This is a genomic window from Jeotgalibacillus sp. JSM ZJ347, from assembly GCF_044383825.1.
In the GTDB taxonomy this organism is placed as follows: Bacteria; Bacillota; Bacilli; order Bacillales; family Jeotgalibacillaceae; genus Jeotgalibacillus.
Genome location: NZ_JBISEN010000001.1, coordinates 823706 through 848415 on the forward strand (window position 1 = coordinate 823706; position 24710 = coordinate 848415).

24 protein-coding genes and 1 other annotated feature are annotated in these 24710 nt (G+C 43.5%); all 24 genes read right to left on the reverse strand.

The annotated features are described in order from the left end of the window. Positions 1 to 170: 170 nt before the first annotated feature. The 24 genes from pyrE to ftsZ all read right to left on the reverse strand — a co-directional run bounded on the left by pyrE (position 171) and on the right by ftsZ (position 24693). Positions 171 to 779, reverse strand: a complete 609-nt coding sequence (gene pyrE / locus ACH6CZ_RS04265) for an orotate phosphoribosyltransferase (RefSeq protein ID WP_374096171.1) — start codon at positions 777 to 779, stop codon at positions 171 to 173. Continuing rightward, entirely contained in the window at positions 772 to 1479 is a 708-nt protein-coding gene (gene pyrF, locus ACH6CZ_RS04270) for an orotidine-5'-phosphate decarboxylase (RefSeq protein WP_374096172.1), read from the reverse strand. The genes pyrE and pyrF overlap by 8 nt, the downstream gene beginning before the upstream one ends. Further along, positions 1451 to 2389 (reverse strand): dihydroorotate dehydrogenase, encoded by a 939-nt coding sequence (locus ACH6CZ_RS04275; RefSeq protein WP_374096173.1) that lies wholly within the window; start codon positions 2387 to 2389, stop codon positions 1451 to 1453. Before ACH6CZ_RS04275 ends, pyrF begins: the two co-directional genes overlap by 29 nt. Continuing rightward, positions 2382 to 3146, reverse strand: a complete 765-nt coding sequence (locus ACH6CZ_RS04280) for a dihydroorotate dehydrogenase electron transfer subunit (protein ID WP_374096174.1) — start codon at positions 3144 to 3146, stop codon at positions 2382 to 2384. Before ACH6CZ_RS04280 ends, ACH6CZ_RS04275 begins: the two co-directional genes overlap by 8 nt. Further along, positions 3143 to 6334 carry a carbamoyl-phosphate synthase large subunit gene (carB, locus tag ACH6CZ_RS04285; protein ID WP_374096175.1) on the reverse strand — a complete coding sequence of 1064 codons (3192 nt, stop codon included), beginning with the start codon at positions 6332 to 6334 and terminating at the stop codon, positions 3143 to 3145. Before carB ends, ACH6CZ_RS04280 begins: the two co-directional genes overlap by 4 nt. Beyond that, on the reverse strand, positions 6327 to 7412 hold the full coding sequence (locus tag ACH6CZ_RS04290; RefSeq protein WP_374096176.1) for a carbamoyl phosphate synthase small subunit: 1086 nt from the start codon (positions 7410 to 7412) through the stop codon (positions 6327 to 6329). The genes carB and ACH6CZ_RS04290 overlap by 8 nt, the downstream gene beginning before the upstream one ends. After that, positions 7409 to 8677 carry a dihydroorotase gene (locus ACH6CZ_RS04295; RefSeq protein ID WP_374096177.1) on the reverse strand — a complete coding sequence of 423 codons (1269 nt, stop codon included), beginning with the start codon at positions 8675 to 8677 and terminating at the stop codon, positions 7409 to 7411. The genes ACH6CZ_RS04290 and ACH6CZ_RS04295 overlap by 4 nt, the downstream gene beginning before the upstream one ends. Then, the gene (locus ACH6CZ_RS04300) at positions 8661 to 9566 is read right to left on the reverse strand and encodes an aspartate carbamoyltransferase catalytic subunit (protein WP_374096178.1); all 906 of its coding nucleotides are present in this window, start codon (positions 9564 to 9566) and stop codon (positions 8661 to 8663) included. The genes ACH6CZ_RS04295 and ACH6CZ_RS04300 overlap by 17 nt, the downstream gene beginning before the upstream one ends. 189 nt (positions 9567 to 9755) lie before the next feature. Then, the gene (gene uraA / locus ACH6CZ_RS04305) at positions 9756 to 11069 is read right to left on the reverse strand and encodes a uracil permease (RefSeq protein ID WP_374096179.1); all 1314 of its coding nucleotides are present in this window, start codon (positions 11067 to 11069) and stop codon (positions 9756 to 9758) included. Positions 11070 to 11187: 118 nt separating this feature from the next. Further along, positions 11188 to 11724 (reverse strand): bifunctional pyr operon transcriptional regulator/uracil phosphoribosyltransferase PyrR, encoded by a 537-nt coding sequence (gene pyrR, locus ACH6CZ_RS04310; RefSeq protein WP_374096180.1) that lies wholly within the window; start codon positions 11722 to 11724, stop codon positions 11188 to 11190. Positions 11725 to 11886: 162 nt separating this feature from the next. Further along, positions 11887 to 12798, reverse strand: a complete 912-nt coding sequence (locus ACH6CZ_RS04315) for an RluA family pseudouridine synthase (protein ID WP_374096181.1) — start codon at positions 12796 to 12798, stop codon at positions 11887 to 11889. Then, complete coding sequence (gene lspA, locus ACH6CZ_RS04320; protein ID WP_374096182.1) at positions 12764 to 13252, reverse strand: signal peptidase II; 489 nt, start codon at positions 13250 to 13252, stop codon at positions 12764 to 12766. Before lspA ends, ACH6CZ_RS04315 begins: the two co-directional genes overlap by 35 nt. Before the next feature lie 335 nt (positions 13253 to 13587). Then, positions 13588 to 16365 carry an isoleucine--tRNA ligase gene (ileS, locus tag ACH6CZ_RS04325; protein WP_374096183.1) on the reverse strand — a complete coding sequence of 926 codons (2778 nt, stop codon included), beginning with the start codon at positions 16363 to 16365 and terminating at the stop codon, positions 13588 to 13590. Between the two features lie 164 nt (positions 16366 to 16529). Continuing rightward, positions 16530 to 16758: a binding site (T-box leader), on the reverse strand. Positions 16759 to 16836: 78 nt separating this feature from the next. Beyond that, positions 16837 to 17346 (reverse strand): DivIVA domain-containing protein, encoded by a 510-nt coding sequence (locus tag ACH6CZ_RS04330; RefSeq protein ID WP_374096512.1) that lies wholly within the window; start codon positions 17344 to 17346, stop codon positions 16837 to 16839. Positions 17347 to 17431: 85 nt separating this feature from the next. Beyond that, the gene (locus tag ACH6CZ_RS04335; RefSeq protein ID WP_374096184.1) at positions 17432 to 18208 is read right to left on the reverse strand and encodes a YlmH family RNA-binding protein; all 777 of its coding nucleotides are present in this window, start codon (positions 18206 to 18208) and stop codon (positions 17432 to 17434) included. 53 nt (positions 18209 to 18261) lie between these two features. Then, positions 18262 to 18537 carry a YggT family protein gene (locus tag ACH6CZ_RS04340; protein ID WP_374096185.1) on the reverse strand — a complete coding sequence of 92 codons (276 nt, stop codon included), beginning with the start codon at positions 18535 to 18537 and terminating at the stop codon, positions 18262 to 18264. A gap of 23 nt (positions 18538 to 18560) precedes the next feature. Next, positions 18561 to 18977, reverse strand: coding sequence for a cell division protein SepF (locus tag ACH6CZ_RS04345; protein WP_374096186.1), 417 nt, complete (start codon positions 18975 to 18977; stop codon positions 18561 to 18563). A gap of 17 nt (positions 18978 to 18994) precedes the next feature. Then, positions 18995 to 19666 carry a YggS family pyridoxal phosphate-dependent enzyme gene (locus tag ACH6CZ_RS04350; RefSeq protein WP_374096187.1) on the reverse strand — a complete coding sequence of 224 codons (672 nt, stop codon included), beginning with the start codon at positions 19664 to 19666 and terminating at the stop codon, positions 18995 to 18997. A 2-nt stretch (positions 19667 to 19668) separates the two neighbouring features. Continuing rightward, complete coding sequence (gene pgeF, locus ACH6CZ_RS04355) at positions 19669 to 20487, reverse strand: peptidoglycan editing factor PgeF (RefSeq protein WP_374096188.1); 819 nt, start codon at positions 20485 to 20487, stop codon at positions 19669 to 19671. 65 nt (positions 20488 to 20552) lie between these two features. Then, positions 20553 to 20798 (reverse strand): YlmC/YmxH family sporulation protein, encoded by a 246-nt coding sequence (locus tag ACH6CZ_RS04360; protein WP_374096189.1) that lies wholly within the window; start codon positions 20796 to 20798, stop codon positions 20553 to 20555. A gap of 85 nt (positions 20799 to 20883) precedes the next feature. Beyond that, positions 20884 to 21657: an RNA polymerase sporulation sigma factor SigG gene (gene sigG / locus ACH6CZ_RS04365; RefSeq protein ID WP_374096190.1), complete on the reverse strand. Its 774-nt coding sequence runs from the start codon at positions 21655 to 21657 to the stop codon at positions 20884 to 20886. A 94-nt stretch (positions 21658 to 21751) separates the two neighbouring features. Then, complete coding sequence (sigE, locus tag ACH6CZ_RS04370) at positions 21752 to 22462, reverse strand: RNA polymerase sporulation sigma factor SigE (protein ID WP_374096513.1); 711 nt, start codon at positions 22460 to 22462, stop codon at positions 21752 to 21754. Between the two features lie 22 nt (positions 22463 to 22484). Then, positions 22485 to 23318 (reverse strand): sigma-E processing peptidase SpoIIGA, encoded by an 834-nt coding sequence (locus tag ACH6CZ_RS04375; protein WP_374096191.1) that lies wholly within the window; start codon positions 23316 to 23318, stop codon positions 22485 to 22487. A gap of 208 nt (positions 23319 to 23526) precedes the next feature. After that, entirely contained in the window at positions 23527 to 24693 is a 1167-nt protein-coding gene (gene ftsZ, locus ACH6CZ_RS04380; RefSeq protein ID WP_374096192.1) for a cell division protein FtsZ, read from the reverse strand. Positions 24694 to 24710 lie beyond the last annotated feature (17 nt).

Below are 24710 nucleotides of genomic sequence, written 5' to 3' on the forward strand. Positions count from 1 at the left end.
GCCTTTCCGTGGAGGACTACGCTTTCCTGCCCCCGGACGGTGAGCTTCCTCAGGCTCCGCCTTGCGGGATCTCACCTGCCCTTTCCGGGGCAGGAGTCTTCGTCCGCAACGTAGAGGCTCAGCTAACTTTTCTTTATAACTTAACATTTAATTAATACACCCACTATAAATCAAAACTCACTCTTCCATTTCGCCAGCTCTGTCACCTGATCTTTGCTGATATAATTCATCTCTTCAGCTTGCTCAATCAGGGTGTCAAAGTCGGTGATTGTGTAGCAAGGGACACCCGCTTCCTTGAATTGCTGCTCTGCTTTTTTGAAGCCATATGTAAATAATGCGGCAACCCCTAATACTTCGATCCCCTGATCTTCCAGTGCTTTTACAGCGTCAATACTGCTTCCGCCTGTTGAGATTAAATCTTCTATGACCACTGCCTTTTTACCCGCTGTCACTTTCCCTTCAATCTGATTCGTCTTCCCATGTTTTTTAGCAGAAGAGCGCACGTAATTCATTGGCAGATTCATTCTTTCACTGACCCATGCAGCATGCGGAATTCCAGCTGTTGCTGTTCCTGCAATGATGTCTGCTTCAGGGAAGTTTGTTTTGATCAGCTCTGTCAGCTGGTCTGCAGCGAAAGATCTGATCTCAGGATAGGACATGATTAACCGGTTATCGCAGTAGATTGGTGATTTGATACCTGATGCCCAGGTGAACGGGTTTTCGGGATTTAATTCCACCGCTTTTATTTCAAGCAGATATGCTGCCAATTGTTTATTCATCAGTCCCGCTCCATTCTTTTTTAATTTGATGATAGCTCTGAACAGGATTTTCGCTACCTGTAATGGCTCTTCCTACAACGATTGCCGATGCGCCGAGCTGTGCGGCTTCTGCAGGAGTCGCTGTGCGGACCTGGTCATTTGCAGAGATCCCTTCCGGCCGGATACCCGGCGTAATGTAATGAAAATCTGTTCCGAGCTCGTTAACTAAGTGTCTGCAATCTGTAGCTGCGCACACGACGCCATCGAGCCCCGCCTTTTTTGCGAGTGCAGCGTAATGCTGAACTGAATGAATTAGTTCACCCTGAATCTGCTGCTCGTTTTGCATCTGCTCCTGTGATGTGGAGGTAAGTTGAGTAACTGCAATAATGACAGGTCTTTTTCTGTTTTCAGCCCCTTCATATAAGCCTTGAACTGCAGCTTCCATCATTTGAAGCCCGCCGGCTGCGTGAACATTCACGAGGTCTACATCAAGTGCTGCAAGCTGCTTCATCGCTTTTTGCACGGTCGTAGGAATATCATGCAATTTCAGATCTAAAAAGATTTTGTGACCCAACAATTTTATGTCTCTGATGATCGAGGGACCGCTTTCATAAAACAGTTCCATTCCCACTTTGACGAAAAGTTGTTCATCAAACTGTTTCAGAAAGCTGATTGCTTCTTCACCGTTTAAATCAAGCGCGATAATTGGCAGTTTCTCCAACTTTCCAGGACCTCCCTTTAAGATCTAAAATATGTTCTGCTCCAAGTTCATCCAGTATTTCCGGGAGTTCTTCAATGATTTCTTTGCAGACAAACGGATTCACAAAGTTTGCAGTACCCACTGCAGCAGCACTTGCGCCGGCTGAGATGAAATCAATCACGTCCCACGCTGAGCTGATACCGCCCATTGCAATAATTGGAAGAGATGATACCTGACTGACTTCATACACCATGCGGAGTGCAACCGGTTTGATTGCGGGGCCTGAGAGTCCGCCTGTTTTATTTGCAATGATAGGTTTACCTGTTTTGTGATCAAGACGCATGCCGACGAGTGTATTGATCATTGTCAGACCGTCCGCACCGCCTTCTTCTACAGCGAGCGCCATTTCGGAAATATTTGCAACGTTTGGTGACAGCTTGACATAAACAGGGACCGAGGAAACTGCTTTGACTTTTTCAGTCAGGTCTCTGGCAACTTGCGGATCTGTTCCAAATGCAATACCGCCTTCTTTTACGTTCGGACAGGAAATGTTCAGTTCTAGCGCTTTTACGTTATTCACCTGTGAAATCTTTTCTGCTACTGCAGCATAATCTTCAGTCATTGACCCTGCTACGTTTGCAATCACCGGCAAATCATATTGTTCCAGCCAGGGGAGCTCGGTGCTGATTACTTTTTCAAGCCCGGGATTTTGCAGACCAATGGCGTTCAGCATACCGGATGATGTTTCTGCTACACGCGGAACCGGGTTACCAAGCCTCTGTTCCAGGGTGGTCGCCTTCACCATGATCGAACCGAGCAGACTTAAATCATAAAACTGACTGTACTCACGACCGAAACCAAAGCAGCCTGATGCCGGCATCACCGGATTTTTTAATTCCAGCCCAGGTAAACTGACATTAAGCTTATCCATATACCAACTCCCCCTTTCTGAAGACCGGTCCGTCTGTGCAGACTTTTTTGTATAGTTCAGGTCCATTTACTGTACATACACATGCAAGACACGCGCCGATCCCGCAGCCCATCCTCTGTTCCATGGAGATGAACCCCGGTATATCATCGAGCTGTTTTTCCACCGCACCAAGCATCGGGACAGGACCACATGCATAAAACACATCTGCCTGCAGGTTAAACGCCCTGATCGCATCAGTTACAAATCCATTAGTACCGTAAGAACCATCTGCCGTAGTGATGTAAACTGAACCAAGCGCTTTAAACGCTGATTCGTAAAAGACAGTTTCTTTTGATTCAAATCCGAGTACATGTATCACTTTAAACCCTTTATTCTTTAACTGCTTTGAACATTCATAGAGAGGCGGGACGCCAATTCCGCCTCCAATTAATATAGCTGTTTTTCCTTCTGCGCCATCGACCGGGAAGCCGCTACCGAGCGGCCCCATGACATCAATTTCATCTGTTTGATTGGTCAGTTCTCGCGTACCGAGTCCTGACGCTCTGTAGATCAGTGTCATTGTCTGTTGCTCTTTATCATAAGACGAAATACTGATCGGTCTTCTTAATAGCGGATCATTGGCTGTATTTACTTTAATATGGACAAATTGTCCCGGCATGGAAATTTCATTCACTAAAGTACCTTTCAGCTTCAGCTCATAGATGTTTTTTGCAATTTCGGTCTGCTTTTCAATTTTCATTTTTTCAACTTTGATCATACAAGTGCTACCTTTTTCACAGGGCTCATTGGTGCCATCGTAAAGTTCATCGACTCCAATACGCGCAGCATCGCTTCTGCTGTATCGAGTGAAGTCAGACAAGGCACACCATTTTCTACAGATTCACGGCGGATTCTGAAGCCGTCTCTTGCTGGCTGCTTGCCTTTTGTCAGTGTATTCACAACAAGCTGGATTTCTCCAGACTGAATTCCGTCAATCAGCGTTTTCCCCTGCTCACCGATTTTATTAATTGGCTCAGCAGGTATGCCTGCTTCTCTGAAGGTCTGAGAAGTTCCTTCAGTAGCAAGGATGTGGTAGCCGAGACGGTGGAATCTTTCAGCGAGCATTGTTCCAGCTTCCTTATCCTTATCCGCTACTGTCAGCAGAACTGACCCGTGATGTTTAATATTCATCCCTGCTGCAGTTAAGCCTTTGTACAGGGCCTTCTCAAGCGTTTCATCCTTTCCGATTACTTCCCCTGTTGACTTCATTTCAGGTCCAAGTGTAATATCAACGCGCTTCAGCTTGGCAAATGAGAAGACTGGTACTTTCACGTACACCCCGTCTTTTTGTGGAACAAGTCCTGTATTAAAACCGAATGAACTGATCTTCTCCCCGAGAATTGCTTTCATTGCCATATTGGCCATTGGAATGCCCGTTATTTTACTCATAAAAGGAACAGTACGGCTTGACCTCGGGTTTACTTCGAGTACAAAAATCTCACCCTTAGATATGACATATTGAATATTGATTAATCCTTTTATATTCAACCCTTTTGCCAGACGGATCGTGTAGTCTTCAAGCGTTGCAATCTGTTCTTCAGTCAATGACTGCGGCGGGTATACGGCAATGGAATCCCCTGAGTGAACACCTGCACGTTCAATGTGTTCCATGATTCCCGGAATACAAACTGTCTCACCGTCACTGATTGCATCGACTTCAATCTCTTTACCAGTCAGGTAGCGGTCGATCAGGACAGGATGTTCAGGGCTTGCTTTGACTGCAGTATTCATATATTGACGAAGCTCTTCTTCATGATAGACAATTTCCATCGCGCGGCCACCGAGTACATATGACGGACGGACAAGTACCGGATAACCGATCTCACCGGCAATCACGACTGCCTGCTCTTCTGATACAGCTGTTTTACCTTCAGGCTGAGGAATACCAAGGTTTTTAAGTGCTTTTTCGAACTGATCTCTGTTTTCTGCGCGGTCTACATCCTCAAGTGAAGTACCAAGAATTCTCACACCTCTTTTTGATAGGCCGTCTGCTAAGTTAATTGCTGTCTGACCGCCGAATTGAACAACAACTCCTTCCGGCTGTTCAAGATCAATAACATGCATAACATCTTCAAGCGTTAATGGTTCAAAATAAAGCTTGTCGGAGATCGAGAAGTCTGTAGACACTGTTTCCGGATTACTGTTAATCACAATTGCTTCATAACCCGCTTCTTTAATGGCCCACACTGAATGAACCGTTGCATAATCAAATTCTACACCCTGTCCGATTCTAATTGGACCCGACCCGAGTACGACAACTTTTTTGCGGCTGCTGACAACTGATTCATTTTCATCTTCATATGTTCCATAAAAGTATGGTGTTTCAGATTCAAACTCAGCAGCGCATGTATCAACCATTTTATAGACAGGTATAATGCCTTCTGCTTTTCTTCTGTTATAGACATCTTCTTCAGATACGTTCCAGAGTGCGGCAATTGTTTTATCGCTGAATCCCATTCTTTTTGCTTTATACAAAGTATCGTATGACTGATCTTCACGGAGATCTTTTTCATACTGGACAATCTTGTTCATCTTATGAAGGAAAAAGTGGTCGATTTTACTCCAGTCATGAATTTCTTCAGTCGATACACCCATACGGAGTGCTTCACCGATATAAAACAGACGCTCATCTCCTGCTTTTCTAATGCGGCGCTCAACCCATTCAGGATCGTTTTGCTCGATCTCGAGATGGTACACATTATTTTCGAGTGAACGGACTGCTTTTAAAAGCGACTCTTCAAGCGTTCGTCCGATTGCCATGACTTCTCCTGTTGCCTTCATCTGAGTACCAAGGTTACGCTTGGCAGCTTCAAATTTATCAAATGGCCATCTTGGAATCTTTGTGACTACATAATCAAGTGCCGGCTCAAAGCAGGCATATGAAGTACCTGTCACAGGATTAATCATTTCATCAAGCGTCAGCCCCGTTGCAATTTTTGCTGCCAGCTTGGCAATCGGATAGCCTGTTGCTTTTGATGCGAGTGCAGAAGATCTGCTGACGCGCGGATTCACTTCGATGATGTAGTATTGAAAGCTGTCAGGATCGAGTGCAAGCTGTACGTTACAGCCTCCTTCAATGCCGAGCGCACGGATAATTTTAAGTGAGCAGTCTCTGAGCATCTGATATTCTCTGTCGCTTAACGTCTGGGAAGGTGCCACAACGATCGAATCCCCTGTGTGAATACCGACCGGATCAATATTTTCCATATTACATACAACGATTGCATGGTCGTCTTTATCACGCATCACTTCATATTCAATTTCCTTGAAACCTGCGATGCTTTTTTCAAGAAGACATTGTGTGACAGGGCTGTATTTCAAGCCGGAACTGACCACTTCAATCAGTTCTTCTTCATTGTTACAAATACCTCCGCCTGTACCCCCAAGTGTAAATGCAGGACGGACAATAACCGGATAGCCAATTTCCTGGACAAAAGCATACGCTTCATCAAGATTATGAATAATTTCACTTTCCGGAACAGGCTCATTCAATTCATTCATCAACCTTCTGAAAAGGTCTCTGTCTTCTGCCTGCTGAATCGCATCCAGCTTTGTTCCAAGGATCTCCACGTTACACTCTTCAAGGATGCCGCTTTCAGACAGTTCAACTGCCAAATTCAACGCAGTCTGACCGCCAAGTGTCGGCAGAAGTGCATCAGGTCTTTCCATTCTGATGATTCTGCTGATGAACTCCACCGTTAAAGGCTCCATATATACTTTATCTGCAATTTCAGTATCAGTCATGATGGTTGCAGGATTCGAGTTCACCAGTACCACCCGATATCCTTCTTCTTTCAGCGCAAGACAGGCCTGTGTGCCTGCATAGTCAAACTCAGCTGCCTGTCCAATAATAATTGGACCGGACCCGATCACTAAAATGGTTTTAATATCAGTACGCTTAGGCATATTGAACTTCCTCCTTCTCCATCATCTGAATAAAGCGGTCAAATAATTCATTTGCATCCTCAGGGCCCGGTGAAGCCTCAGGGTGATACTGCACTGAAAATGCTGCGTGATCTCTGTGCGCAATCCCTTCTACCGTGCCGTCATTTAATGCTTTATGTGTCACAATAAAATCTGTTGTCAGCAGTGAATCTTCATCTACTGCGTAGCCGTGGTTTTGTGCAGTAATGGCTACTTTCCCTGTTTCAATATCCTTTACAGGGTGATTCGATCCACGATGACCGAATTTCAGTTTGAATGTGTCTGCTCCACCCGCAAGTGCGAGCAGCTGGTGGCCAAGACAAATACCAAAGATCGGCACTGTTCCTACCAGTTCTTTTACTGTCTGTACTGATTCAGGCACTGATTTCGGGTCGCCGGGTCCATTTGAAAGCACAACTCCATCCGGATGCAGTCTTAGTATTTCTTTCGCTGAAGTGTGATAAGGAACCACGATCACATCACACTGTCTGCGATTTAATTCTCTTAAAATCCCGTGCTTCATTCCGTAATCCACAACCACTACACGCTTGCCTCTCCCTGGACTCGGGTAAGACGATTTTGTCGATACACGGCTCACCTGATCTGTTGCAAGTTCTGATGATGAAAGCTCAGCTACCACTTGATCAATATCAGCCGTTTCTGCGCAGATTCTGCCTTTCATCGTACCGTAGCTCCGGATCCGCTTCGTCAGTCTTCTTGTATCAATACCCGAAAGACCTGGAATTTTCTTTTCCTTCAGCAGATCATCAATGCTTGCTTCACTTCTGAAATTCGATGGCAGATCGCACGCTTCACGGACGATCAGTGCTTTTATATATGGATGAATCGATTCAAAATCATCTCTGTTAATGCCGTAATTTCCGATCAGCGGATATGTCAGCACAACCATCTGCGCACAATAGGATGGATCCGATAGAATTTCCTGATAGCCCGTCATGCCTGTATTGAATACTACTTCACCTTCAGCATCTCCCATCCAGCCGAAGCCTTCCCCTTTAAATACTGAACCATCTTCTAAAATTAACAGTTTATTTGTCATACGAGCTCCTCCTGAAATACAATTTTTCCTTTGCTGATTGTCATGACCACTTTTCCACTTACCTGATCTCCGTTAAATGGTGTATTCTTTCCTTTTGACTGAAAGCTTTCAGCGTCAATTTCGCTTTTTTCATACAGATCGAGCAACACCAGATCTGCGTCAGCGTTTTCAGTGAGTGTGCCTGCGTTCAGTCCAAATACAGCTGCAGGTTTTACTGAAAGCCATTCAATCAGTTGATTAATCGTCCAGCGGCCGGTTTCTACAAATGCTGTGTTTAAAAGCTGGAATGCTGTTTCAAGCCCGGTAATGCCAAACGGTGCTCTCAGCATTCCTTCCGCTTTTTCCTCATCCGCATGGGGTGCATGGTCTGTTGCAATAAAATCCAATGTGCCTTCTTCAAGTCCTTCAATCAGTGCCTGCTGGTCTTCTTTAGAACGGAGCGGCGGGTTCATTTTATAATTTGCATCGTTACCAGGTATTGCTTCTTCATTTAACAGAAGGTGATGAGGTGTCACTTCAGCTGTCACCTTTACTCCAGCCTTTTTAGCGTCACGAATGACTCTGACTGACTCTTTCGTTGAAACATGACAAACGTGATAGTGACAGTCCGCTGCTTCAGCCAGCAGGACATCACGTGCAATCTGTACTGATTCACACACTGATGGAATGCCGGGCAACCCTAGTTCTTCTGAGCGTTTTCCTTCATGCATACATCCGCCATGTATCAGGCTGTTATCTTCACAATGGGCAACCACTGCTTTTCCTAACTTTGATGCTCTCTTCATAACCTGAAGCATCTGATCAGCACTTTGAATGCCTACTCCATCATCTGTAAAGGCAAATGCTCCCTGTGCTGCAAGTGCTTCTAAATCATTAATTTCTTTTCCTGCAAGGTTCTTTGTAATTGACGCATAAGGCAATACAGGAACCAGTGCATCCTGTTTGATTTTATGCTGAATATATTCAAGTGTTTCTATGTCATCAGGTACCGGTCTGGTATTTGGCATTGCACATACAAGCGTATATCCTCCGCGCGCTGCTGCCGCTGTTCCTGTTTTAATCGTTTCTTTATGTTCTCCACCAGGCTCTCTCAAATGTATGTGAACATCTGTAAACCCGGGTGAGAGCACTTTACCGGAAGCTTCAATAACCTCCTCATTATGTAAAGGTGAACACTCACCAATTGACTGTATAATGCCTTCAGAGATTCTAACGTCTGTAACCCCATATCCAAACACGTCTGCACCTTTAATTAATAAGTTCATGTTTTGTCTCCTCTCTTTTTGCAAGCACATATTGCAGCATAGCCATTCTTGTTATAACCCCGTTTTTCATCTGCTTAAAAATACGTGACCGGTCGCATTCAACCAGCACATCTGCAATCTCGACTCCCCGGTTTACTGGTGCAGGATGCATAATGATGCTGTTCTTTTTCATCTTTTTCTCTCTTTCAACGGTCAGTCCATACTGATTGTGATACGCCTCTTTTGTGAAGTTTTCTCCGAACGCATGCCGTTCATGCTGCACACGCAAAAGCATGACAACATCACTTTCTTGTACCGCCTGATCCATTTCAATAAAAGAGATCTCTTCCATTTCAGGATCCCGCCATGCAACTGGTCCTGAAAAGCTTACATTCGCACCTAGTCTTTTCAGTGCGTACGTGTTTGAGCGTGCTACACGGCTGTGTCTGATATCCCCTGCAATCGTCACATTCAGACCCTTAAAGCCGCCAAATTCCTGATAGATCGTCAGCAGGTCAAGCATACACTGGGACGGGTGATGCCCCATTCCGTCTCCTCCATTAATGAGTGAGGTTGACACTTTATCTTTCAGTGCATCAAAGTACCGTTCTTCACTGTGCCGGATGACTGCAACATCAACTCCAATTGCTTCAAGTGTTTTAACTGTGTCATACAGCGACTCACCCTTACTGATTGAAGCGGTACCTGCATCAAATGACAGAACGTTCATCCCTAGCTTTCTCTGTGCCATTTCAAAGCTGCACTTTGTTCTTGTGCTGTTTTCAAAAAACAGATTAACTGCGTAGAGGTCCGGTCTTGGCAGCGGCTTATGTTTTTTTAGTGCTTCAGCCTGGTGAAGTACCTCATAAATATCATCAATTGACAGTTCATCAAGCGTAAGAAAATGCATGTTTGAACCTCCTTGTTTTAACTTGCGTTGTCCGCGAATGATTTTCGCTCGGTAATTAATAACTGATCTTTCACCGCTTTCTACATAAAAAACCGCTTTTTGAGAGCAGGCTCAAAAAGCGGTTTTAGACAGACTGGTCCTGTCAGAAACCCTTTTGAAAGCCTCTCTGGACTTCAATTAAAAGGATTGTTATGCGGCTTTATTTTCATTAAATAGTGTTTCTTCTTCCGGTTTACGTCCCGGTAAGATCAGGTTCAGTACAATTCCGATAATGGCTGCAAGTGCCATACCCGGAAGTATAAATGTGTCTGTAAACTGGACGTAGGCACCGCCTACACCAATGATCATAATGACTGAAGCGATTATCAGGTTTCGTTTATAAGAAAAGTCCACTTTTGCTTCGATCAGCATTCTGAGTCCGCTTGAAGCGATGATCCCGAAGAGCAGAATCGATACACCGCCCATAACCGGTGTCGGGATCGAGCTGATCAGCGCAGAAACTTTGCCGACAAATCCGAAGAAAATGGCCAGGACTGCTGCGCCTCCGATGACGAATACACTGAAGATTCTTGTGATCGCAAGTACCCCGATATTTTCTCCGTACGTTGTGTTTGGCGGTCCACCGATCATTGAAGCGATCATTGTGGCAACCCCATCACCAAGCAGTGATCTGTGTAACCCCGGCTTTTCAAGGAAGTTTCTTCCTACTACTTTACTGACCACCATCTGATGGCCTGTGTGTTCTGAAAGCGTAACGATTGCTACAGGTACCATAATGGCGATTGCTGTCCAAGAAAAGCTTGGTGTGTAATCTACAAATGGCATGTATAGATCCGGTACGGCAAACCATGGTGCGTCAATCACCTGCTGGAAGTTTACAAGACCTGCAAACAGCGCTGCAATGTAGCCTCCTGTAATCCCAACCAGTACAGGAATCAGTCCGAAAAATCCTTTAAAATAGATGGAAGCAATGACCGTAATGGCGAGCGTGATTAGTGCAACTGTTATATGTGTGCCGCTGTAGACAAACTCAGTTGGATCTGCCAGTGGATTTTCATACATCGCCATATTCACAGCAGTTCCGGCAAGGCTCAGACCGATTACAATGATCACAGGTCCAACAACAACCGGTGGAAGTATTCTCATCAGCCAGTTGACGCCAAACTTGTAAATCAGCATGGCAACTGCCCCGTATGCAAGTCCTGCGAAAAATGCCCCAAGCATGGCAGCCTGCGGACCGCCGATTTCAGTTGCTGTAATAATCGGTGCGATGAATGCGAATGATGACCCGAGATAGGCCGGGATTTGACCTTTTGTAATAATGAGATAAGCGATTGTTCCAAGTCCGCTAGAGAGCAGTGCAGTTCCCGGGCTCAGTCCGACAAGCATCGGGACTAAAACTGTCGCTCCGAACATGGCGAAAAGGTGCTGGAGACTTAGTGTGAGCCACTGATTTAATTTTGGTTTTTCTTCTACATCAAGAATTGGTTTTGCTGTTTGCATCGTTGTTTCCTCCTCATAAAAAAACCTCTTTGCCAAGAAGCATGGCAAAGAGGTTCGTGAGGATATACTAATCCCCAATCGTCTCCTTTGCCAGCCTCTCGGGACTGCATTAAAGGATTTATTTTTGTATGGTTACCTGTTCATTTTCATCTGTCTCATTTAACTCTACGCTGATTTTTTCAGTGCTTGAAGTCGGAATATTTTTTCCGACAAAGTCAGCTCTGATCGGCAATTCTCTATGACCCCGGTCGATCAGCACCGCCAGCTGGATCTGTGTTGGTCTGCCGTTATCCATAATGGCGTCCATTGCTGCTCGTACTGTTCTTCCTGTATAAAGCACGTCATCAACGACGATCACTTTTTTGTTATTAATCTCTAATGAAATATTCTTACTGTGTACAACCGGCTCACCGGAATTGTGCTTTTTTTTAAGGTCGTCACGATACATTGTAATATCCAGCTCACCGACTGGCACACTTACCTGTTCGATTGACTCAATTCTTTCTTTCAGGCGTTCTGCTAAGTGAATGCCTCTGGTTTTTATACCAACCAGCACACAATCTTCAACACCTTTGTTACGCTCGATGATTTCGTGGGCAATTCGCGTCAGCGCCCTTTTCATCATCTGCTCATCCATTACGACAGTTGCAGACATCTGATCATTCCTTTCGACATATAAAAAGCCCTTCCGGCTGAAGGCAGACGGAAGGGCAGAAATATACGAGGTACATTCGCTAAGCCTTTCCTGCCTCTCTGGACCGGATTAAAGGTTTCAGTTATTAAGTTGTTCTCAGTTTAAACTTTCATGAGGACAATGTCAACGGTCGTTCTTAAGTTTTTCAATAAATTCGTTAAGGCTTTCAGGTGCTGGTGCGGTAAATTCCATATATTCTTCTGTAGAAGGATGAATAAATCCAAGCACGCCAGCGTGAAGCGCCTGCCCATTCAAATCAGGTGTCTTACGCGGACCATATTTCGGGTCTCCGGCAAGCGGGAAACCGATATGTTTCATATGAACGCGGATCTGATGCGTACGGCCGGTTTCAAGGATACACTCAACAAGCGTAAAATCTTTAAAGCGTTCAATCACGTTAAAGTGTGTAATGGCCTGTTTTCCGCCGTCTACAACTGTCATGCTCTGGCGGTCTTTTTTATCGCGGCCAATCGGTGCATCGATTGTTCCTGCATCATGTGTAATGACACCATGCACAACTGCCGTATACTTTCTTGTTACGCTCTTATCCACCAGCTGCTGAACCAGCTTTTCATGAGCTGAATCATTTTTTGCAACCATCAGAAGACCTGATGTATCTTTATCGATTCTGTGTACAATACCCGGGCGCAGGACGCCATTGATCCCTGAGAGGTCTTTACAATGAGCCATCAGACCATTCACAAGCGTTCCAGTCAAATGACCGGGTGCAGGATGGACAACCATGCCTTTTGGTTTATTTACTACTAATACATCTGCATCTTCATAATAGACATCCAGATTCATCTCTTCTGCTTCCACATCCAGCGGCTCAGGGTCAGGTATCTCAACCTGCACATCAGCACCAGGTACGCATTTGTAATTCGGCTTTGTCGTTGCACCGTTTACTGTCACATTACCTTCTTTGATCCACTGCTGTACCTGTGTTCTGGACCAGTTATATTCAAGCCCTGCTAAAACTGCATCAAGGCGTTTTCCTTTTTCATTTTCCTGTATTGAATGTTGAATGTTTTCCATTTTTCTTCCTCTTTTCTTGCACTTCTTCTATAATCATTTGAAGAAATAACATGATTACTCCAATTGTCAGCGCGGCATCCGCTATATTAAATATAAAGTTGAAGAAAGTAAACTGTAAAAAGTCTACAACTTCCTGCCTGAAAATACGGTCAATAAAGTTCCCGACTGCACCACCCAGTAGCACCATCAGGCTTGCACTGAACAATTTATTTCCTTTAGCATGTTTGTGATAGTAATAAAGAATTCCTCCAATGACAATGAGTGTGACAATATAAAATAGCCACATCTGCCCTTCAAGCATCCCCCATGCAGCACCTGTATTACGGTGCGAGGTCAGGTAGAAAAAACCGTCAATCACATTGACCGATTCTCCTACTTCCATATTTCGGACTACCAGCCATTTCGTAAGCTGGTCCAGTGCGATAATAAATAAAGCCAGCAAATAATAGATCACTTGTCTACCTCCGTTATCTCGTTGCAAACCCTTAAAGTATTGTAGCATAATTCAGCACCCTCGGCATGATTACAGCAGATGTTTTGAAAATAGTTTGCGCAAAATTGAACAATGAATGGGTTTTGATACAACCACGTTCGATTTTGGCTCATTTACCGGATAAAAGAAGAAGCACGGAATTTCAAGCTCGCTTGATTCCGTGCTTCTTCTTTTATCCGGTACTTTTCAAGCTCTGCTTGAAAAGCCATGCCTGCCTGCAGGCATAGAATGAGCCAAAATCTATGCATTCACAAAATAAAAAACTGCCGGCATCATAACCGGCAGCTCCAAGGAATTTATTCCGCAGTAACGTCTGCGTAGTTTTCTTTTACAACAGTTGCACATCTTGTGCAAAGTGTCGGGTGATCGCTGTCTTTGCCAACATCAGTTGTGACAGTCCAGCAGCGCTCACACGTCTCACCTTCAGCCTTTTCAACAGCAACCGTGTGTCCGTCAAACTTAATTGCCTGTTCCGGCAAATTGTCAGTTGAAGTTGCTAGTTCAAAGTCAGAAACGATAAACAGCTGCTTCAGGTCTTCGTTTACAGATGAAAGTAGCTCATACGTCTTTTCATCTGCATACAGCGTAACTTTCGCTGCAAGAGACTTACCGATCAACTTCGTGCTTCTTGCTTCTTCAAGCGCCTTAAGCACATCATCTCTTACATCAAGGAAAGCATTCCACTTATCAAGCAGTACTTTTTCATTGTCATACGATTTTGCCTCAGGCATGTCAGTCAGCTGTACGCTATCTTCTTCAACGCCAGGAATGAACGCCCACACTTCATCAGCAGTATGAGAAAGAATTGGTGACAGCAGTTTAACAAGCGATACAAGTGATTCATACATCACCGTCTGCATCGCACGGCGGTCCTGGTGGTTCTCAGCCTCGATATAAAGGATGTCTTTTGCAAAGTCCAGATAGAACGAGCTCAGGTCAGTTGTACAGAAATTGTTGATTGTATGATAAATAGATGCAAACTCATAATTTTCATACGCATTTGTCACAGATTTCACGACCTGGTTCAGTCTTACCATCATAAACTGATCAACTTCTCTTAAATCTTCAAATGATACAGCATCTTTTGAAGGGTCGAAATCAGCCAGGTTTGCAAGTAGGAAACGCAGTGTATTACGCATCTTACGGTAAACTTCCGCAACCTGCTTTAAAATTGGATCAGACACACGTACATCTGCCTGATAATCCACTGAAGCAACCCACAGACGGAGAATATCCGCTCCAAGCTGATTCATTACCTTAGAAGGCAGTACAACGTTACCAAGAGATTTACTCATCTTACGGCCATTGCCATCAAGTGCAAACCCGTGGCTTAATACGCCTTTATAAGGTGCTTTACCAGTGACAGCTACACCTGTAGTCAGTGAAGAGTTGAACCAGCCTCTGTACTGGTCACTTCCTTCAAGATAAAGATCTGCAGGGCGCTGAAGTTCATCGCGGACCTTCAGTACAGACTGATGTGATGACCCACTGTCGAACCATACATCCATGATATCCGTCTCTTTTGTGAATCGTCCGTTTGGACTGCCTTCATGTGTAAAGCCTTCCGGCAGAAGCTCTTTCGCATCGCGCTCAAACCAGATATTTGAACCATGCTCTGCAAAAAGATTAGATACATGATCAATTGTTTCTTCAGTAATGATCGCATCCCCATTTTCAGCGTAGAATACAGGGATCGGTACACCCCATGCACGCTGCCTTGAGATACACCAGTCTCCGCGGTCACGCACCATGTTAAATAGTCTTGTTTCTCCCCACCCTGGAATCCACTTCGTATCTTTTACGGCCTGCATCAGTTCATCTCTGAACTTATCAATGGAAGCAAACCATTGTGCTGTAGCACGGAAGATAATCGGTTTTTTCGTTCTCCAGTCATGCGGATAGCTGTGTGTGAAGAATTCAAGCTTTAACAATGCGCCTGCTTCTTCAAGCTTTTCAGTGATCGGCTTATTCGCTTTGTCATAAAACAACCCTTCAAAACCAGGTGCCTCATCAGTGAACACACCTCGGTCATCAACCGGGCAAAGTACGTCTAGTCCGTACTGTTTCCCAACGATAAAATCATCCTCACCATGTCCTGGTGCAGTATGAACACAGCCGGTACCTGCATCAGTTGTTACGTGCTCACCAAGAACAACAAGTGATTCACGGTCATATAACGGATGAACTGCCGTTACATGCTCAAGTTCTGACCCATTGAACGTCTCAGTCACTTCAGCCTTTTCCCAGCCCATTGCTTCCTGAACACTCTCAAGCAGTTCTTTTGCAACAACAAATTTTTTACTGCCTGTATCAACAGAAACATACTCCAGTTCCGGATGCAGCGCGATTGCCAGGTTGGCAGGAATTGTCCAAGGCGTCGTTGTCCAGATGACAAATGCTGTATCCTGATCCAGCTTGCCTTTACCATCTTTTACATCAAATGATACATAAATAGAAGCTGAGCGCTTATCCTGATACTCAATTTCCGCTTCTGCTAACGCAGATTCACTTGAAGGTGACCAGTAAACAGGCTTTTTACCTTTATAGATATACCCTTTTTTTGCCATTTCACCAAATACGCGGATCTGTTCAGCTTCATACTCAGGATTAAGAGTGATATAAGGGTTATCCCAATCACCACGCACCCCGATACGCTTAAATTGTGTGCGCTGATTATCGATCTGCTGAAGTGCATACTCTGCACACTTTTCACGGAATTCAGCAACAGTCATTTCTTTACGCTTTACACCTTTATTTGTTAGGGCCTGCTCAATTGGAAGACCATGCGTATCCCAACCAGGAACGTAAGGCGCCTGGAACCCGCTCATTGATTTATAACGTACGATAAAGTCTTTCAGCACTTTGTTGAGTGCATGCCCCATATGAAGGTCTCCGTTTGCATATGGAGGACCGTCATGCAGAACAAATAATGGTCTTCCTGCTGTTCTTTCCTGTACTTTTTTATAGATATCCATTGCTGCCCACTTTTCCTGCATTTCAGGTTCGCGGTTTGGCAGGTTGCCACGCATTGGGAATGCCGTTTTTGGCATTAATAACGTATTTTTGTATTCCATCTTTACTCCTCCTAAGTTCTTAGAAAAATAGCTTTATTAAAGGTAAATGTTGTTCTAGCCCAGCTGGTGATTGTAGCGGAAGGGAGCGACTCCATCAGGAGAAGCGTCCCCCTGGAGCGTAAATTAACAGCGCCTTAAAAAATAAAAAACTCCCCCATCCCTGGTAAAGGGACGAGAGAGCTTGTGCTTCACGCGGTACCACCCTTATAGAAAAAGATTAGACTTTTTCCACTTAAGTAACGGTTAACGCTGTCACACGTTCAGACTTACTTCAGTTCAGTCTGAAAACTCCGGGATGATATTCTTCTGACTGTCCGCTCCGGGCTTCCACCATCCCCGGATCGCTTTTTTGGCGGTCATCAATCAGCTTACTGTTCCCTTCAAAGTTGATTCAATGTATAAGTGCATATGAATTGAATTACATTTTAACAGTTTAATTATAGTAACATAAATATCATACGTCAATCTTTCTTATTCGTGTTCCGGCTCCAGGCTTTTTAGCTCTTCAGTATCCAGATCATATTCCATCAGCTCATCCCAGTCATCATGACTGATCAGATCAAGCTGCGCTTCAATCAGCATTTTAAAGCGCGTACGGAAAACTTTAGATTGTTTTTTGAGATCTTCAATTTCAAGCGCGATTTTACGTGCTTTCGTCAGAGATTCATTTACAATACGGTCTGCATTTTTTTCCGCTTCCTTCACAATCAGCTTCGCTTCTTTTGTCGCGTTCCGCTTTACTTCTTCTGCTGCTTCCTGAGCGACAACAATGGACTTATTTAAAGTTTCTTCAATTGTTGTGAAGTGACCAAGCCTTTCTGTGTTGTTATTGAGCTTTTCTTCAAGCTCTTTCTTTTCACGTAACACGAGCTCATAATCTCTCATCACATGATCCAGAAATTCATTGACCTCATCCTCGTCGTAACCTCTGAATCCTCTGCTGAAATCTTTATTATGTATATCAAGTGGCGATAATGGCATCATGTGCACCTCCATGTCTTTGTTATCTATTTCCCATTATACTGATGATTCGACGTTTTGTGTAAAAATCCTCTTAATTCTTAAATTATGATTGCAGAAAATAAAAATTCAGTCGGATCTTATCTTTCTTTGTGACACCGCTCTGCTCTCCTACACGCATTCTGCCGTAGCCTCTGACAGAAATCATATCTCCCTGGTCGAGCTCAAACGATGTTTTCTCTTCCTGCCTGAAGTTTACTTTCACTTTCCCTCCCTGAATAAGGAGCTGAGCTTTTTGTCTGGAGATATTTACAGCACCCGCGAGCACTGTATCAAGCCTCATAGAAGAAACCAGTACATTTTTTTCAGTCCATTTATTTTCAGGAACGATGATGTTTTCCCATTTTTCTTCAGTGACATTCACTTTTGCTTTTCCTGCCTGAACAAGATTCATGATCAGAAAATCCTTCATTTCATTTGTTGCAATGATCTGAATGCGATCTCGGGATGTCAGTATGTCCCCCAGGGCTTCCCGTTTTATACCAAGACCCATTAGCGATCCCAGGATGTCACCGTGAGACAGCTGAACAAATTTCGAAGGGAATCCAACATCAAGACATACAAGTTCAAAGTCATCTTTTTCCGGTGTTAAATAATCAGGATGAATGAGTGCTCTTTTACGTTCGCTATCTTCTGCTCCACCTTCAAACGCTACTTTTATATCACCAGCAGAGCCGATAATCGACTTCATGATATGCTGCTGACGCGGATCAAGAAATGAAGTAAGGCGAGGTGCGTACTTTAATTCTACGTCCTGTTTCCAGTCAAGCACCTGATCAACAAACCCTTTTTCCTCTTCACGAAAATGCTGATAAACTGACATATATTTTCACCCCTCCAATAAAAGAAAACCCGGTGATAGCCACCGGGCTGATGTTAGATAATCATACGGTATAGCTGTCCTAAGCCGGATACAGCGAAATTCAATGCAATAATTGCAACGAGTGGCGAGATATCAATCATGCCAAGCGGCGGTATAATCTTACGGAATGGCTCCAGGTAAGGCTCACAGATTTTTGCCAGTAGCTGACCGAAGCTGCTCTCTCTGGCATTTGGAAACCATGAAAGTAAAATATAAATAATTAGTGCATAGCTGTAAAAGATCAACAACTGCTGTAATAAAGGAAATACTGTATTTAACACACTTTGCATGCTGCTTTTAACCACCCATCATCTTAATCTTCTTGAATCAGATCAGTAATATTTCCACTGACCTCTATATTATCAGGTGTACATAAGAATATATCTGTACCTACACGCTGAATGTCACCGCCAATTGCGTATACGGTCCCGCTCAGGAAATCAACGATTCTCTTCGCCTGATCTTTGCTGATCCGCTGAAGGTTCACCACGACTGCACGGTGATTTTTCAGATGATCTGCAATTTCCTGTGCTTCAGCATACATTCTCGGTTCCATTAATACCATTTTTGATGACTGCTGAATGCTCTGGAGGCTGACAACATTCTGCTTTTGAGCAGATTTCCTGACACTCTTTACTTCTTCAGGAGCTGTCTCGGTTTCAGCTACTTCCTCCATATATTCTTCTTCTTCACCAAAGAAAAAATCTTTAAATTTTGTTTTCATCCCCATAACACGGATTTCCTCCTTTATTCTCCGACGAGCGAAGATCCGATTCTTATGTAGGTAGCTCCTTCTTCAATGGCAATGGTAAAGTCATTTGACATACCCATTGACAACTCAGTGCATGGTGCATGCTGCAGGTTTTTAGCAGCGATTGAGTCTCTCAGCACTGCCAGCTGTTTGAAACAGCTGCGGATCACCTCTTCATCTTCAGTCAGCGGCGCCATTGTCATCAGTCCAATTACGTTTATTTTATCATAGTTTGCAAGTTCTTCGACAAATTGAGCCGCATTTTCTGGAGAAAGTCCATGTTTTTGTTCCTCTCCCGACACATTTATCTGTAAAAAACAATCAATTGGATGATCAGCACGCTTTTGTATTTCCTTTGCAAGCGACATTCTGTCCAGCGAGTGAAGATAATCAATGTCATTGATCACATTCTTAACTTTTCTGGATTGCAAAGAACCGATATAGTGCCACTTTACATTTCCGGAGATCGCCTCACTTTTTTCTTTAAAACCTTCAGGACGGTTCTCACCAAGGTCAATCAGTCCTGCATCCACTGCTTCCTGTGTACGTTCGTTACTCACATATTTTGTGACTGCTACAATTTTAACTGATTCAGCCTGCCTGCCTGAGCGTTCACAGGCTGAAAAAATTTCCTTATTTATCAAATTAAGCTTTTCAGATACGTTCAATGTTATGATTCCCTCCATCCAATGACTGCAGACATTCTGCCTGTTTTGCCGTTATCTCTTCTGTGTGAGAAAAACAGATCTTTATGACAGGATGTACACATCCCACTCATTTCGATATTCTGTTCTTTCACACCTGAGAGTATCAAAAGCTGCTTATTCAATTCCTGAAGATTAAGTTTATATTGATTCTCTTCAGTCATTTCAAAAATACCAGCAGAGCCGGACACTTCATGTGGGATCTGTTCAATCACCCTGTTATCTACCTGATAACAGCACTCCCCTATAGAAGGCCCGATCATTGCATGTATTTTTTCGGGGCAGACACCTGCAAAAGCAGCCTGTCTGACCATTTCACCAACTATATTTCCAACAGAGCCTTTCCATCCTGCATGAGCCACACCGGCATACCCGGTTTCAGGCTCAGCAAAATAGACCGGGACACAATCAGCAAAGCCAAGTGACAGACCAAGCCCGCGGTCAAATGTCCAGAGGCCGTCCGCTTGCTTGACGGCACCGCTATAATGTTCAGCTCCCATTCCTGCATGTCGAGATGTAACCTGTACAACGCGTGTGCCATGCACCTGATCTGCAAATATCCATTTATTTAAATCCCAACCACTGTTACGGGCAACATTTTTTCGATTTTCTATCACATCATTACGCTGGTCGTTCACGTGTAATCCGGTATTTAAAGATGAAAAATAACCTTTACTGACACCGCCATTTTTTGTTGTAAAGATGGCAGTCAGACCTGGAAACTTGGTATTCCACAAAGGGGATTCCAGAAACGTATTTGTGCGATCATTATTCATTCCCATCATGACCAAACCTTTCTGTACATGCAGAGATTCTCTAAAAAGTGTATCACAAAATCATCAGAATCTCTCTAATTGATTGACCCATCTACTTTATCAATGTTCTTCACTAATATCACATCATTTCCAATCTTCGCAACATCCTTCCATTTGATTCTGACTTCCTCACCACGGTTGAACCAGCCTCCGGAAGATTGCAGCACAAATGAATCAATCATTCCTGTATACACATTAAGGTCAATATCTGCAATCAGGCCGAGCTTTTTACCATCTGTAATAGATACAACATCCTTTGATTGAAGATCAGAAATTCTCATTATTTATCTCCTCCTTACACTAGTCTATGCAAGGAAGTCTGTTTTACGAAGCAATCAAAAAAGAGAAGAATTGAATATTCTTCTCTCATGAAAAATACTTATTCATTTGTTTAATAGCTCCTTTTTCAAGCCGGGATACTTGCGCCTGGGAAATTCCGATTTCTTCAGCAACTTCCATTTGTGTCTTACCGTTAAAAAATCTGTTTTTTACAATCAGCCTTTCCCGTTCTTCAAGATCGAGCATTCCTTCTCTGATTGAGAGTTCTTCAATCCATCTTTCATCGCTGACGCGCGTATCTTTGACCTGATCCATTACAAACACCGGGTCTCCTCCATCCTGATATACAGGTTCAAACAGTGATACAGGCTCTTGTATCGCATCAAGCGCGAAAACGATATCTTCTTCAGGGATTTCAGCCCGCTTTGCAATTTCGCCGATCGTTGGTTCCTTTGAAGTTTCTGATATTAATTGTTCTTTTGCTTTTAAAGATTTATAAGCAATATCTCGAAGGGACCTTGAAACTCTAATTGGATTATTGTCTCTGAGATGTCTTCTGATTTCACCAATAATCATCGGAACCGCGTATGTGGAGAAACGCACATTTTGACTCAGATCAAAATTGTCGATTGATTTTAACAGCCCTATACAGCCTACCTGAAACAGGTCATCTGGGTTTTCATTTCTGTGGCTGAACCGCTGGATCACACTCAGTACAAGTCTCAGATTTCCGTATACCAGCTTTTCTCTGGCTTCACTATCTCCATTTTGAAAAGCAGAGAAATACCGTCTCATTTCTTCATTTTTATAAATTGGGAGTGAAGACGTATCAACACCGCAAATTTCAACTTTCCGGGACATGAGATTTTCCTCCAGTCGGGAGTAATTGTTCTCGTTCAGTATGTCCCTGCTGATGAAAAATATGCGGTTGCAGGTCAAAGGAAAAGAATGGCTGTTATACCAATTTTGCTACTTCTCTTTGCAGTCTTTTAATGATTCGTTTCTCAAGCCTTGATATGTAGGACTGCGAAATTCCCATCATATCAGCGACATCTTTTTGCGTATGCTCTTTCCGGCCATTCAGTCCGAATCTTGACTCAATAATAAAAGATTCCTTCTCGTCTAAAACATTCAAAGCCTGATACAACAGTACTCTGTCCATTTTTTCTTCTATCCCTTTAACGATCAGGTCATTTTCTGTTCCAAGCACATCAGACAGCAAAAGCTCGTTACCGTCCCAATCCGTATTAAGCGGCTCATCAAAAGATACTTCAGATCTCAATTTGCTGGTTCTCCTTAAGTACATCAAAATTTCATTTTCAATACACCTTGAAGCATATGTTGCAAGTTTAATGTTTTTTTCTATATTGAATGTATTAATTGCTTTGATTAAACCAATTGTACCGATACTGATCAGATCTTCTAGATTAATACCTGTATTTTCAAATTTTCTCGATATATACACAACAAGTCTTAAATTCCTCTCAATCAGGAGAGACCTTGCCTGTTCATCCCCATTTGCGAGCCTTGCCAGAACTTTTGCCTCTTCCGGCCTTTCAAGCGGAGAGGGAAGTGCTTCACTTCCACCAATATAATGAATTTCTTTTGCTTTTAGTTTCCCTGTAACCTGAACAATCCACAATTGGATTTTCTTTTTTGCATCCATTAAATTCAATCTGCAGCACTCCTTATTTTTGATGACAATGAAGCATTTGCAATGGACTAAGCAGACAGTGACAGGATTTTTCAACGTAATGAGTTTCTTTGCTGAAAATAACGGGGATATGCTCATATACGAATGTCTTTCCTTCCGCCTCAACTTCTACACTGTCACACTCAATGCCAAGCAAAATTTCACAGTCTTTATGAACTGTTTTAGTAGGGATAAATGAGACCTTCTTCTTCCATTGTTCAGGACATTCTGACTGACCGTTCATGTACGAGACCACTTCAGCCGGCAGTAAATTTGATGCAACAGATGCATCTGCGAACATCACCGGCTTTCCGCTAAAAGGTGCTAAAAGCGCGTTTCCTGAATCCAGATAACCTTTGCCTTGCCATAACGACTTTCCCTGTTTAAGCGTAACCTGACATATGAATGATGCTTGTACAGATGAATAGCTCATCCATTCAGCTACTTTTCCCGCAAAAACAAAGTGACCTGCGAGCGTAATCGATAAAAATAGTGCAGACCACAAAAATAATTGAATATTCAGTAAATTAACTGTGTAAATAGCCAGTGATCCCGTAGAAAAGATAAAAAATAATAAGATAGCTGCATGTAAAATCACTTGTCCTTTTACAGCATATTTACTGATCACAAAAATAGTTACCGCTGCTAAGAAACCTGTTGCCTGAGGAATAAAAGACATAACTACCCATTCAGCCATTGTATAGAGAAATAATATGACACACGCTGACTGAATATTAATTACGGTTTTCAGACACCTGCTTACTGCAAACAATACCAGCAGTCCCCCACAAATATTTACGAGAAGTAAATACTCGATATACAATGTCATCAATCCCGTCCTCCCAATAACCACATTCTACAAATAAGGCAGAACGAAACTTGTCAATTTCTCAATTAAATTTAATAAATCGTTACTTAAATTACGCCACCAACCCACAAAAAAACCTGAGACAAAGTCGTCTCAGGTTTTCTATTCGTTTCACTGCACTTAGATAAATGATTGAATTAGTTTTCTCATTAAGATTTTAAAGACTGGCTTATCCTCTACGTCTGTTACGGTTGCGCAGGAATGTTGGAATATCCAGTGTATCTTCTACAGGCTGCTGGTTGCGCTGCTCAGCCTGAGGAGCTTCTTCCCGCTGCTCGCGCTGGTGGTGCTGCTCACGGGGCTCTCTTTCACGCTTTGGCTGCTGAGGCTGCTGTCTGACCTGACCGCCCATCTGAGGACGTGCAGGTTTTGCCTGATTAAGTGTTTCACTGAATCCAGTTGCAATAACAGTGACAAGAATTTCATCTTTCAGATCTTCATCAATAACCGATCCGAAAATCATATTTACTTCCTGATCAGAAGCACTCGCAACAATATCTGCCGCTTCCTGTACTTCATAAAGGCTCAGGTTCGTACCGCCAGTTATGTTCATTAATACACCTTGTGCCCCGTCGATAGATGTCTCGAGTAATGGACTTGAGATTGCTTTTTTAGCTGCTTCTGATGCACGGTTTTCACCTGATGCAACACCAATACCCATAAGGGCTGATCCCTTATTAGACATGATTGTCTTAACGTCTGCAAAGTCAAGGTTGATCAGACCAGGTACTGCAATCAGATCCGAAATACCCTGAACACCCTGTCGTAATACATTATCTGCCTCACGGAATGCTTCAAGCATCGGAGTGCTCTTATCAACGATTTCAAGAAGTCTGTCATTTGGAATGACAATTAGTGTATCAACCGCTTCTTTCATTGAACTGATACCGCCTGCAGCCTGAGTCGCACGCTTACGTCCTTCAAAAGTAAATGGACGTGTCACAACCCCAACAGTCAGACTGCCAAGTTCTCTTGCAATCTGAGCAATTACCGGCGCCGCACCAGTACCCGTTCCACCACCCATTCCGGCTGTTACGAATACCATATCTGCGCCTTTGATCGCTTCTTCGATCTGTTCACGACTTTCTTCAGCTGCTTTTTTACCTACTTCTGGATTCGCACCTGCACCAAGTCCCCGTGTAAGTTTCCCACCGATCTGCATCTTAATTTCTGCTTTCGAAAGATTAAGAGCCTGTGCATCAGTGTTTACTGCTATAAATTCTACTCCCTGCACACCGTGCTCGATCATACGGTTAACAGCATTATTTCCGCCGCCGCCTACACCGATGACCTTAATCGTTGCCAGGGAGTCAACATTCGTATCGAAATCCAACATCGCAAATCCTCCTAATT